Here is a 12,811-nt window from a genome sequence, read left to right as displayed (position 1 = left end):
TTAATTATAAAGTATGTATTTTAATAGAAAAAATACTTAGTATGAGCAGCTTTGGTATTTTTAAATCTAGGCTACAACCATGATACAAAAATTTTTCTAATATTAATTATTCAGTAATAATACGTATGCGTATTTAAGTCTTTATATGAATAGTAGAATTAGCCCATACTAGGAGAAGACTGTGACGCTCTTAAACGAAGCTCAAGTTGAGCAGCTAAAAGAAATAACCACATACTTGCGACAAGTAAGACAAGAAAAATCTATTCGCATAGAAGAAATAGCAGCTCAAACACTGATTCGAGCAGGTATTTTGCAAGCTTTAGAAGAAGAACGATTTGAAGAATTGCCTGAGCCTATTTTTGTTCAAGGATTCATCCGTCGCTATGGAGATGCTTTAGGACTGGATGGAAATGCTTTATCACATACTCTTATAAGCAATGTAGTCCACCAAGACTCCAATAATAATCATAAGGATTCAGACAACAAACCAAATACATACATACCTCTTGTTGTTACCTACATTCTATTATTAGTAGCTGCATCTGCTGGTCTGTTATATATACTTAATCCACCACAAATTACATCTGAATCCCTGACTCCAAAAGTCAATGGTCAACAGTCAATGGTCACTAATTCAGTGAACAGTAATTAGACTGATAAATGGGCAGGGGAGTAAGAATTTTAGATTTTAGATTTTAGATTTTGGATTTTCGATTGAAATTTAATCTAAAAGACGCTCTCTTACGAGACGCTCTTGCTAGCTTGCTTAAGAGAAGGGGTACGCGGACTCGCTCTAAGCAAAGCCATGCCGCAGGCTTTACGCTGCGCTATCATCAATCCAAAATCCCAAATTGAATTGCCCAATGCCTAATGACAATTTTCAAGATATTTGCGGTTTACGCAGATGCCAAGTAGTGGATTGCTCATATGCGTAAGCTACCTGAAACAGTTGGTCTTCTCGCAGCACATTGGCAATTAGCTGTAATCCTATCGGTAGCCCCTGATCATCAAAACCACATGGCAAACTTAAACTAGGTAAACCAGCAAGATTCACAGGAATAGTCATCAAGTCATTTAAATACATACTCAAGGGGTCAGTAGTTTTTTCCCCTGCTTTGAATGCTGTAGTAGGAGATGTAGGACAGACTAACACATCAACCATGCCAAAAGCCTTTTCAAAGTCTTGTTTAATCAGAGTGCGGACTTTTTGCGCTTTTAGGTAGTAGGCGTCGTAATAACCAGCCGAAAGTGCGTAAGTGCCAATCATAATCCGGCGTTTAACTTCTGTACCAAAACCAGTGGCACGGGTACGAGTGTACATCGATAGCAGATTATCTACATCAGGAGCGCGGTAACCATATTTAACGCCATCGTAACGAGCCAGGTTTGCTGAGGCTTCTGATGGGGCGATAATGTAGTATGTGGGTAAGCCATAGCGAAAGCGGGGACAGGAAACTATATGAATCTCTGCTCCCAAACTTTGTAGTTGATCTACTGCTTTGGTAATAGCTTGTTCTACTACAGAGTCCAATCCTTCACCAAAAGTTTCTTTAATGATACCGATTTTTAGCTGACCTCTGGGTTTTAAATCTGGTATAAAGCTGGCGGCGTAGTTGGGGATGGCAACTTTGAGGCTGGTAGAGTCTTTGGGATCGTGACCTGCGATCGCATTTAATAATATTGCGGCATCTTCCACTGTGTTTGCAAATGGCCCAATTTGATCCAAAGACGAAGCGTAAGCCACCAAACCATAACGGGAAACCAAACCATAAGTTGGTTTCATGCCCACCACACCGCAAAAAGATGCAGGTTGCCGAATCGAACCACCAGTATCAGAACCGAGAGCAACCACACATTCTTGTGACGATACCGCAGCAGCGGAACCCCCGGAAGAACCGCCCGGAACCCGTGACAAATCCCAAGGATTAGCCGTGACTTGATAGGCAGAATTTTCTGTAGAACTACCCATCGCAAACTCATCCAAGTTGGTTTTGCCAACCATTACCGCCCCAGCATCTGCCAATTTTTGCGTCACCGTTGATTCATAAGGCGGCACGAAATTTTCCAAAATCCGGGAGGCGCAGGTGGTAGGAATTCCCTTAGTACATAAATTGTCCTTGATCCCAACCGGAATTCCTGCTAGCAGCCCAATTTCGTCTCCCGCAGCAATTTTGGCATCCACAGCACCCGCCTGCTCTAATGCCCGTTCTGCGGTGACACATAAAAAGCTGTGCAATTTCGGCTCTAACGCTTGAATGCGCTCTAAAGCTTCTTGGGTAATTTCAACGGCCGAACGTTCTTTTTTAACCAGCTGTTCGTGCAACTCGCGGATGGATGCCATGATTGCTCTCTTTGTGACTCAAGTCCTTGATTTTAGTACATATTGTAATTTAGTTACAAAATCCCGATCATTTTCAGCCTTCCCCTCTGCTTTTCTGCTTGTTCTTGTAATTTAATTACAAAATCCTTAGCATTTTCAGCCTTCCCCTCTGCTTTTCTGCTTGTTCTTGTAATTTAATTACAAAATCCCTAGCATTTTCGGCCTTCCCCTCTGCTCCTCTGCTTCTTCCCCATACCCGATCATTGTAAAAATAAGACTAATACCTCTAAAGAAATAAGTAATTATGGTGATGGAAAAATTGTCAAGCTTAAACAAAATAATATTAGGAATTTAACATCATCCGCAAATAGAAGGACTACAATCAAAACGGACAAATATCTCATGCTCCAACAAAAGAGGATTACAAAGCGGTGTCTGACTTAAATCGAGGAATTATGAAATTTGAGGGTGCAGATTCCCCAAAAGTAGTCACTATCTCTACCGTGTTGCTTCTGGGATCGATCGCTGCTCTGATAATCTGGGCGCTGCAAGCTGCCTATGCGCTAAACTAAAACCATTAGTAGTCTAGAAGGACACTTGTCTTAAACGGTTTCCGTCGTAGCCAAGTGTCCGTTAAGTAACTAGTAAATAAAAACGCCCTATTAACCATCAAAAATTTCAGAAAAACTTTAGATTTGAGATTTGAGGTTTTAGATGGAAAATTTAAATCTAAAATCCAAAATCCAGAATGTTTGAACCTTGGGGTATCTTAGTTATTTTAATTGCCTGCCCCCTCTTGGGCGGATTACCCCTGATTGGATGGATCACTTACGCGCTTACGCACAAGCAGTTATCACAAGTTGGTACAGGAAACATTAGTGTATCAGCTGCGTTTTATCACGGCGGTAAGTTTGTAGGAATTCTGGCAGTCTTGTCAGAAGCTTTTAAAGGAGTTGCAGCAGTCTTACTCACCCGCGTTTTCTTCCCAGAGGGATCGCCTTGGGAATTGATTGCCCTGATCGCTCTGGTAATAGGTAGATACTGGGTAGGCAGAGGCGCAGGTACGACAAATGTAGTCTGGGGATTTGTCGTACATGATCCACTGGTGGCAATATTTGTATCTTTCTTTGCACTCATTAGCTTTACAATTCTGCAATCGAGACGGGTAGTCAAATTTGGGGTTTTGCTTCTGTTTCCTCTGTTTGTGGCACTTTTGCACATTAGCGATATCCCCAGAATAATTGCTGCTGTAGCCTTAGCTGGTTTAATGGGCTGGATTTATAAAAAAATTCCTGATGATCTGAACCTGCCAGCCCAAGATGCACAAACAGAATCGCAAGCGATGTTGGAATTTTTACGCGGCGATCGCGTGATGGTTTCTCTAGATGAAGAGTTGGATGCTGCCATAGTCGGAGAAAAAGCGGCTACATTATCTCAAATTAAGCGCTGGGGCTATCCAGTCCCGAAAGGGTGGGTACTGGCCCCGATTGACGATCCTCAACTGTTGACAGAGTTTCTCCAGCCATCAGAATTATCTCCTTTGGTAGTGCGTTCTTCTGCGATTGGAGAAGATTCAGAACAGGCTTCCGCCGCTGGGCAGTATGAAACAGTTTTAAATGTTACCAGCCCCCAGGCATTGCAGTCAGCGATCGCCCAAGTTCAAGCTTCTTACAATCAGCCATCTGCCGTGCAATATCGGCGCGATCGCGGCTTGAATGACACAGCAATGGCAGTGCTGATTCAACAACAAGTCCAGAGTATATATTCTGGCGTAGCTTTTAGCCGCGATCCCATTACTCAGCAAGGTGATGCGATTATCATTGAAGCCCTTCCAGGAAGCGCGACGCAAGTCGTTTCGGGAAAAGTCACACCTGAACAATATCGCGCTTTTGTCCTTGAGACAGAAAATTCCTCTTCTGTGCAATTAGAGGGCCAAGGACGAGTCCCACAAGCATTAATCAAGCAAGTTGCATATTTAGCTTACCGACTCGAAAAACGTTATCATGGCACTCCTCAAGATATAGAGTGGAGTTACGACGGTCAAACACTCTGGGTGTTGCAATCTCGACCGATCACCACTCTCCTACCCATCTGGACACGTAAAATCGCCGCCGAAGTGATTCCGGGAGTAATTCACCCTTTAACATGGTCGATTAATCGTCCATTAACTTGTGGAGTTTGGGGAGACCTTTTTACTTTAGTTTTGAGCAATAGCTTCTCTTCCAGAGGCTTTGCCAACGGCAACCGCAAAACCGAACGCGCCTTGGGGTTAGATTTCACCCAAACAGCAACTCTGCATTATTCCAGAGTCTACTTTAATGCATCCCTCTTAGGAGATATTTTTCTCCGCATGGGACTGCCGTCAGAAAGTTTGGAATTTTTAACCAGAGGAGCTAAATTCAGTAAACCGTCTTGGGAGTCAACTTGGGAAAATTTGCCCGGACTAGGGAAGTTGCTAAAGCGGGAATTAAATTTAGAAAAGGACTTCAAGCGGGATTATCAAAAACGGTTTATTCCTGGGTTGTCGCAGTTGGCGCAGGAAGATATAGATAACTTGGAACCATCCAAGCTGCTAATAAGAATTGACTTTATTCTGGAATTGCTGCGCCAAGGGACGTATTACAGCATTTTAGCTCCCTTAAGTGCTGCTCTGCGGCAGGCGATTTTTCGGGTGAAGGATGGGCAAATTGATAACAGCGTTACCCCAGAGGTAGCGGCATTGCGATCGCTGAGTGCAATAGCTACAGATGCCAAGCAGATATTGCTTGAGTTTGAACCACAGCAAGTATTTGAGCAATTAAAGCAAACTCTAGAGGGAGAGAAGATCCTGCAAGAATTTGACGAATTGCTTCAGGATTATGGCTATTTAAGCGAAGTGGGAACTGATATTTCCGTTCCCACTTGGCGGGAGAATCCCCAGATGATTAAGCAGATGTTTGTGCAGTTAATGCAGGGTAACGAACCACAATCAGGCGCTAAAGACGCGATTAATAGCATTTTTGCTGGTAAACGCAAACGCTCTTTTATACAACGGCGTGTAGATATCAAAGGACGAGTTACCGAAGTTTATTCACGGATTTTGGCTGAATTGCGTTGGAGTTTTGTAGCTTTAGAGAAGATTTGGTTAAAGTCAGGCTTACTTAATAAAACAGGAGATATCTTTTTTCTAGACTTTGATGAAGTGCGGCGTCTAGTTGTGGGTGAAGATTTCAGGTTAATTGAGCAGTTGGATGAGTTAGTGGAATTGAGGCGATCGCAATTCGTCCAAGATAGTGAGATCATTCAAGTACCCCTTTTAGTCTATGGCAATACACCCCCTCACCCCTTAGCTCCCTCTGCACTCTACTCTGACCAAATCTTACAAGGTATTGGAGCGAGTCAGGGCCAAGCTGAAGGCAGGGTGAAGGTGTTGCGAAATTTACAAGACGTGCCGGAGATTGACCGAGATACGATTCTGGTAGTGCCTTACACAGATTCCGGCTGGGCACCTTTGTTATTAAGGGCTGGAGGATTAATTGCCGAAGTTGGGGGACGCCTTTCTCACGGTGCGATTGTTGCTCGGGAATATGGGATTCCCGCTGTAATGGATGTTCGAGGTGCTACATGGCTCCTGCAAGATGGTCAACGGGTAAGGATTGATGGGTCTAGGGGTATTGTAGAATTATCTAACGATTTAAGACCCAATTGACACTCGCATATGACTTACGCAAAAATCGCCAAAAAGCTTAATTTATTGAATTGCCAGAAGAATCGTAGAGTGTGCGTAAGTTTTATCTCAGAGTAATCCAAGTAATAAAAATGCCCAATTGTCATTGCGAATGGAGCGTAAAGCCAACTCTTAGAGAGGCTGCGCCAACGGCATAGATTCGCTTAACGCGGAGCGTCTCTAAGAGTTGCACAAATGTTGCAATCTCTGAGTCTTTGTGATTGCTTTGCTTGACTGCGTTCTGCAATGACCAATTATTTGGAATGCTCCCAAATCTAAAGCAGAATTAACGCGGATTAGCCTTTATTGGAACGATGCCTGCGGCGGGCTATTTGGCGTCGCATCTACCATTGAAATTTCCAGATGATTTATAAATATTCAAAAAATACCTGAGGTACTAATTTGAATTCCCCAGATTTAAAGCGAGAGATATCTATCCATAATGCCCTATGTTTATGATTTTTTGATTCTGAAAAAACTAAACTTTCCAGTTGATAAAATTTTGAATTAGCAAAGTCACATTGATAAAGCTGAATAATTTCATGACCTTGCCTACCATTAAATGTAAACAGGTTCTCTATACAACCTAAATAATTAATATTCGTTAAGTCTGCTTGAATTTCCTCTTGAAACTCCCGTTGTAAAGCGTCATAGCTGGTTTCGCCAAATTCAACCCCACCGCCCAAAGCCCGATAAAATGTTTCTTGCTTTACGGGATCGTAGCCTTCAGAAAGAAATATGCGTTCGCCATCCCGAATTAGCCCCAAAGCTATTACCCGAATTTCGCCTGCTTTATTCATTTTTGTCACTAATTATCATAAATAGACTGAGGACGACTTTCGCTATCCTCAACCGGCCAATCTGAATTTTCGCCACCAATGTATAATTCTTCAATAGTGACATATTCCTCACTTAGCTGTGTGAGGGCGTTGATTAAAATATCCAGGGCGATCGCATCACTGGTTCCTAAGTCAAACCAACAACGTCCCCATTGACCCTCATATTCAAACTCACCGATGTTGTGCATCAGTGCGAGCAGGCTTTTGTCATACCCTTGGGCATCATAATTCATGTAGCTGATATCAAGTCCAGTGTCCTGCACCTGGAGATTCTCGGCATTAAATGCACCCAATTTACCCAGATAAAACCAGGAATTGAAAACTTCTTCTACATATTGCTTTTCACGCCCAGAAGGATTTGTGCTGAATTTCAGCCAAATCCACATATCAAAAGGATTAATTTCGCGGAACTGAATCTCCATTTTGGTCTAATATCTCAATTACTCTTCTGGAAATAAGCATATCAAAGTAGACAATAGGGAATAGGGGAAAAATTCTTCTCCTCTGCACCCAATGCCCAATTACCCAGCATTCTTCAGGCTAACAGCACTAGTGCGTTCACGCTCAATTTGTTTGACTAAATCGCCTGGGAGTTGGGATTTTTTAGTCAATGCTTTGTCAAAATTAGCGATCGCTTCCTGGATCATCTGCTGGCTTTTTTCTTTTTGCCCCAGTTGTTTCAGGATTTGGGCTTTGAGATAATAAATTTCTGGATTATCAGATGTGGTTTTGATCGCCCGGTTGACATACTCTAAGGCTTGGGGATACCGTTTTAAATCCCGGTAAGCAAGAGCAATACCCCGATCCACGAGATACCCAGGAGCAGCATTTTGTTCTAAGCGTCCAATTGCCTGATCTGGGCTAGCAAAAGGCAAATTAACCGCCAACAGTAAATCCATATAACCCTTGATTAAACTCAGTTCTGGATCATTGGCAGAAATTGCTTCAGCTTTGTCTAAATATTCATAAACTTGCCGTAACCGACTAAAGGCTTGCGGCACACCGTTGACTGTACCCTCACGGGTGATAACTACTGCACCCTCTAAAAAATAACCAACAGCAGTGTATAAATTACCACGCAATGGATCGCTTGGAATCAGTTTTTGTCCAGTTTCTAGAGTTTTCTGACTGTAGGTGTCTAGTTTAGCCCAATCCTTATTTCCGTATGCTAAAGATGCATTCATGGCATAAGCAAGAGGTTCATTTGGCTCTTTGGATAGTGCTTGTTGCAGATAACGCTCTGCCGCTGGATAGTTGCCCTGTTGGAAAATCGCTTTAAAAGCTGCTTCTGTTTGGTCGCCAATTTGATGAGGTTCGCGATTGCGAAATGGATCGCCAGCCAGGGAGGGATTTACCCATAGATTAAGTGCGATCGCAGCGCCAAAAGCAGTCTGAGCAAAGGTAGTGACTCTAGCAAACACTACTAATCGAGGCGAAGAAAACCTTTTAGTCATTTTAACCCTCAGAAGAATTGCGGTTGAAATAGTTGTATGTGTTACTTAGAATGCAAAAAATGGTTAGTTTTAACTTGCCTCTGCTTCAACCAAAATTTTTTTATATAAAGGTTGACTTTGGTAATTTTTCCATGTTCCCAGGCTTGTTGTAACCATTGTTTAAGGGTGAGTCTGCCACAATGGAGAAAAAATGGATTATTCTTGCTGCTAAATTAAGGTGTTAATCCGGGTAATGCGCTAGAAATTTTTCCAGAATTTTCCAGATGCTCTCAGTGTAGCTAATCAGTAATTTGCTGACTTTTTGGTAATTTTAACAAATGCTCTATCTCCGAAATCTAATTTATCACCCGACAGCGTGCCCAACAGCGATTCTCAAATCGATCAACTTGGAATTAGCACCCCAGCAGCTAGGTCTGATTATTGGCCCGAGTGGTTCGGGAAAAAGTACTTTACTAGAAATTTTGTCAGGACTAGCCGAACCCACTACTGGCGCACTCTTCTGGCGGGAACAAGAACTGATAGCCGAACAGCTACAACAATTGGCCGGGTTGGTATTTCAGTTTCCAGAGCGGCACTTTTGCGGTGGTTCGATTTTAGAAGAATTGCGTTTAGGACATCCTGAGTTAGGGTCAGAACGAGTTAGACAGGCGCTGAGTGAGGTGGGATTAGAACATTTATCGCTTTCCGCTGCCCCTCATGCCTTAAGTGGTGGTCAGCAACGACGTTTAGCTTTGGCAGTGCAATTGATTCGCCAGCCAAATTTACTGTTATTGGATGAACCCACAGCTGGGTTAGATTGGTCAATGCGTCGGCAACTTGTAAGTTTATTAGCGAAACTGAAACAAGATTGGACACTGTTAGTAGTGACACACGATGCTGGGGATCTGTTAGCGATCGCAGACCGTTGCTGGACACTCAACCACGGTGAACTACAATCAGTAGACCCAAAGACACTGGAAGGCAAAGTAAAAGAACCCCTACCAGCAGTATGAAAGGAAAGCAGGGGAAAATGACAAAGATAAGGGAGATCAGGAGATGGGTAGATAAAGAAAATAACTTTTAACTCCTAAGGGACTTCCAGTTAAAAAAACATCCCATCCCTGCGGGACGCTCCGCGAACGTAGGGGATCTTGGCCAAGATCTCCTACAAATGTACAAATAATTTTGGATAATTTATTTTTTGTCAGTCCCTAACTCCTAACTAATGACTTACTTATTGCCTGAGATGGCAGAAATTTGGCAGCAAACTCTTAATTGGGAACCAACAACCCAACAGCAAGCGCAATTCCAAAGGCTTTATGAGTTAATCCTAGAAGGTAACCGCCAACTAAATTTAACTCGCATCACCGATCCCCAGGAGTTTTGGGAAAAACATCTGTGGGATTCTCTGCGAGGAATTGCGCCACAGGGGCAATTTATCCCGTCTCTTCAAAAAGGTGCGTTTGTAATTGATATTGGCACGGGTGCGGGTTTTCCAGGTATTCCAGTGATAATTACTGCGCCTAATTGCCAAATTACTCTAATGGATTCAATCCAGAAAAAAATTACTTTCATCGAAAAAATATTAACTGAACTTGCCTTGACCAATACCAAAACTCTCGTTGGTAGGAGTGAAGAAATCGGTCAGCAACCCCAACACCGACAAGCTTACGATATTGCCCTAATCCGCGCTGTTGGCACAGCTTCTGTTTGTGCAGAATATGCTCTACCATTACTCAAACAAAGTGGTTTAGCCGTAATTTATCGTGGTAATTGGACAGAGGAAGAAACCACAGTTTTGCAAAATGCTGTTAACCAGCTAGGTGGCGTGATTGAATTAATTGAAAAATTTACCACTCCTCTAAGTGATAGCATCCGTCATTGCCTTTATGTGCGAAAGGTAGCAAACACACCAGCTAATTTTCCCCGTGCTGTAGGTGTACCTTCTCAAAAACCGCTTTGAGTGGGAGTGCGAGAAAGAGGGCGTTGCTGAGTGAAAGGATGAATTAGCCACATAAAATGATTCCTCCCCGCAAGAGGGAGGTGAGCAAAAATCAAACTTTGTCAGAGCAGGGTTGGTAAAGATATTGTTTGGAGGAAATTAAGCAGACAAAATATTAATCCTAATTCCTAAGAATATACCAAGTGCCATTACTCGGTCGCCATTATTAAATAACACCTCCGCCAAAAATAGAGGTAGTCTAGCTTTTAATGAGGTACATTTCCAGCCAGAGGCTAGAAACGAGATGTTTTAAAGGAGTTTTACCTTAAGTTGACATGCATGGGCATTGTCGTGCCCCTACGATAAATCTATATGTATCAAGGTTTTTGTTAATTGGTATTACACTTTTTGGTGAAACAATCTATCCTTTACACATTTGGCATCACATAAAAAACTGGCAGCAAAATGTTGTTTTTGTTGCCAGCTTTTAAGCCCCTAGAACTCTAAATTATTGTCTGGTTTCAGGCAAATTTACTTGCTGCTGCAAACCGATTGTTAATCTCATCCCAATTAACCACGTTCCACCAAGCATCTAAATAATCGGCACGGCGATTCTGGTAATTTAGATAATATGCATGTTCCCATACGTCATTACCCAGGATGGGATATTTACCTGCACTTAAAGGACTATCTTGGTTAGCTGTAGTTGTCACTTCCAACTTGCCACCTTTGTTATGCACTAGCCAAACCCAACCACTACCAAAACGACCAGCACCAGCTTCGTTAAACTGTTTTTTGAAAGCTGCAAAAGAGCCAAAATTTTGATTAATCGCGGAGGCTATATTTCCTGTTGGCTCTCCCCCACCTTTCGGCTTCATAATTTTCCAGAACATTGAGTGGTTCACATGACCACCGCCATTATTGCGTACTGTTTTGCGAATATCTTGTGGTACATTGTCAAGTTTCTGCAACAGTTCTTCAACAGTTTTACCTTTGAGTTCTGGGTGTTTGTCTAAGGCCGCATTCAGGTTTTTCACATAAGTTGCGTGGTGTTTATCGTGGTGAAATTGCATCGTTTTGGCATCGATGTGTGGTTCCAGCGCTTCGTAGGCGTAAGCTAAAGGTGGTACTTGGATAGCTCCTGTTGTATTTAGTGTTACATTTGGTGTTGTATTTGGTGTTGTATTTGGTATTGCAGTCTTTGCTTCAGGAGATTTCTCTGCCAATGCACAAGCATCTAATGCAAAAGCACCCGCACCTGCTGTGAGTAAAAACAAGAAATGGCGTCGATTAATAGTCATATAAGTTTTTGCAGCTAATCCATTAAGTCTTTATTGCAGTTTTTATTTTCTTAGATTATGGCTACAAAAAATTGGGAATTGGCGATTATTTTTTGACAGCTTAAAAAACTATTTATCAAATTCTGTCCCCAGTTTTGGGATCAAACACAAACAATTGATTTAAATCGAGTTGTAGAGAAAGGCGATCGCCTGGACGCGGACGCACATCCCCACCCACCTGAATATTCAACACCACCGCCGAACCAGGTAAACCAGCACGAATCAAAGTTTCCCTTCCCAAAGGTTCCACCACTTTAACTTCTACTGATAACTGTCCTGAGTTTTGAGTTTTGTTAGCGGTAGCGGGGCGTTCAGCCCGTTCTGAGTCAGTATTAATTTTTATATGCTCTGGACGAATCCCCAAATCAAAACTGTGTCCTTGACGCGACTGTAATTTCTCTTTCACAACTGCTGGAATCGCTAATAACTGCCCACTCACATCAAAATCGTTATTTTCATAGATTGCAGGCAAAATATTCATTGGTGGACTGCCTAAAAAACTTGCCACCATCTGATTAGCAGGATTTGCATAAATAGTTTGGGGATCGCCGATTTGTTGAATTCGCCCTCGATTTAGCACGACAATTTTATCAGCCAAAGTCATCGCTTCAACTTGATCGTGGGTGACGTAGATTGTTGTAATGCCTAATTCTTGATGTAGCTGTTTCAATTCTGCCCTTGTATCATCGCGCAATTGGGCATCTAAATTAGATAAAGGTTCATCAAGTAAAAACACTTGTGGTTCACGAGCGATCGCTCTCCCTAATGCTACCCGTTGTTGCTGTCCCCCAGAAAGTTGTTTGGGTTTACGATCCAGCAGGTGCTCCAGAGAAAGCGATCGCGCCACATTCATCACCCGTTCTTGAATGATTTTCCGGTCAACTTTCCGCATCTCCAAGCCAAAGCCGATGTTTTGCGCCACACTCATGTGAGGATAGAGAGCGTAGTTCTGAAATACCATCGCCACATCCCGTTGTCTGGCTGGGATATTATTTACCAAGCGATCGCCAATAAAGAGTTTACCAGATGTAGCGGTTTCTAAACCAGCGATCGTTCGCAAAATTGTAGACTTACCACAACCCGATGGCCCAACTAAAACCCAAAACTCACCATCAGGAATTTCAAAGGTAATATCCTCAATAGCGGTGACATTATTAAATCTACGTTTAATTTCTTCTAGACGAACGTTTGCCATTATCCAATTTGAGATAGTGGGTTTGGAATTGGTAGA

General features: G+C 42.5%; 11 protein-coding genes. 5 read left to right on the top strand and 6 right to left on the bottom strand.

The window, feature by feature from the left end; translation table 11 throughout:
• Window positions 1–181: 181 nt before the first annotated feature.
• Window positions 182–652, top strand: a complete 471-nt coding sequence (locus tag V7K49_RS07735) for a helix-turn-helix domain-containing protein (protein ID WP_335205095.1) — start codon at window positions 182–184, stop codon at window positions 650–652.
• 228 nt (window positions 653–880) lie between these two features.
• Here the strand turns inward: V7K49_RS07735 and gatA are convergent, their stop codons facing one another.
• Window positions 881–2,341, bottom strand: a complete 1,461-nt coding sequence (gene gatA / locus V7K49_RS07730) for an Asp-tRNA(Asn)/Glu-tRNA(Gln) amidotransferase subunit GatA (RefSeq protein ID WP_335205094.1) — start codon at window positions 2,339–2,341, stop codon at window positions 881–883.
• 410 nt (window positions 2,342–2,751) lie between these two features.
• Here gatA and V7K49_RS07725 point away from each other — a divergent pair, with 410 nt between their 5' ends.
• Both V7K49_RS07725 and V7K49_RS07720 read left to right on the top strand, forming a co-directional pair.
• On the top strand, window positions 2,752–2,892 hold the full coding sequence (locus V7K49_RS07725) for a hypothetical protein (RefSeq protein WP_041565237.1): 141 nt from the start codon (window positions 2,752–2,754) through the stop codon (window positions 2,890–2,892).
• 176 nt (window positions 2,893–3,068) lie between these two features.
• Window positions 3,069–6,008, top strand: a complete 2,940-nt coding sequence (locus V7K49_RS07720; protein WP_335205093.1) for a glycerol-3-phosphate acyltransferase — start codon at window positions 3,069–3,071, stop codon at window positions 6,006–6,008.
• 386 nt (window positions 6,009–6,394) lie between these two features.
• On the opposite strand, the gene V7K49_RS07715 is transcribed toward V7K49_RS07720, so the two are convergent.
• From V7K49_RS07715 to V7K49_RS07705, 3 genes are all read right to left on the bottom strand, one after another.
• Window positions 6,395–6,826, bottom strand: coding sequence for an NUDIX hydrolase (locus V7K49_RS07715; protein WP_335205092.1), 432 nt, complete (start codon window positions 6,824–6,826; stop codon window positions 6,395–6,397).
• Between the two features lie 8 nt (window positions 6,827–6,834).
• The gene (locus tag V7K49_RS07710) at window positions 6,835–7,287 is read right to left on the bottom strand and encodes a DUF3531 family protein (protein ID WP_273762926.1); all 453 of its coding nucleotides are present in this window, start codon (window positions 7,285–7,287) and stop codon (window positions 6,835–6,837) included.
• Window positions 7,288–7,386: 99 nt separating this feature from the next.
• The gene (locus V7K49_RS07705) at window positions 7,387–8,319 is read right to left on the bottom strand and encodes a Sll0314/Alr1548 family TPR repeat-containing protein (RefSeq protein ID WP_334864628.1); all 933 of its coding nucleotides are present in this window, start codon (window positions 8,317–8,319) and stop codon (window positions 7,387–7,389) included.
• A 317-nt stretch (window positions 8,320–8,636) separates the two neighbouring features.
• Between V7K49_RS07705 and V7K49_RS07700 the strand changes: the two genes are divergently transcribed.
• Window positions 8,637–9,311: an ABC transporter ATP-binding protein gene (locus V7K49_RS07700; RefSeq protein WP_334864630.1), complete on the top strand. Its 675-nt coding sequence runs from the start codon at window positions 8,637–8,639 to the stop codon at window positions 9,309–9,311.
• A gap of 212 nt (window positions 9,312–9,523) precedes the next feature.
• Window positions 9,524–10,261, top strand: a complete 738-nt coding sequence (gene rsmG / locus V7K49_RS07695) for a 16S rRNA (guanine(527)-N(7))-methyltransferase RsmG (RefSeq protein WP_335205091.1) — start codon at window positions 9,524–9,526, stop codon at window positions 10,259–10,261.
• Window positions 10,262–10,761: 500 nt separating this feature from the next.
• Here rsmG and V7K49_RS07690 read toward each other — a convergent pair whose 3' ends face one another.
• Window positions 10,762–11,541 (bottom strand): superoxide dismutase, encoded by a 780-nt coding sequence (locus tag V7K49_RS07690; RefSeq protein ID WP_335205090.1) that lies wholly within the window; start codon window positions 11,539–11,541, stop codon window positions 10,762–10,764.
• A gap of 115 nt (window positions 11,542–11,656) precedes the next feature.
• Window positions 11,657–12,775 carry an ABC transporter ATP-binding protein gene (locus tag V7K49_RS07685; protein ID WP_334864637.1) on the bottom strand — a complete coding sequence of 373 codons (1,119 nt, stop codon included), beginning with the start codon at window positions 12,773–12,775 and terminating at the stop codon, window positions 11,657–11,659.
• Window positions 12,776–12,811: the final 36 nt, after the last annotated feature.

The organism is Nostoc sp. (assembly GCF_036919675.1).
Taxonomy (GTDB): Bacteria; Cyanobacteriota; Cyanobacteriia; order Cyanobacteriales; family Nostocaceae; genus Nostoc.
The sequence above is the reverse complement of the archived record's forward strand: the minus strand, read 5'-3'. Positions and strand labels throughout refer to the sequence as shown.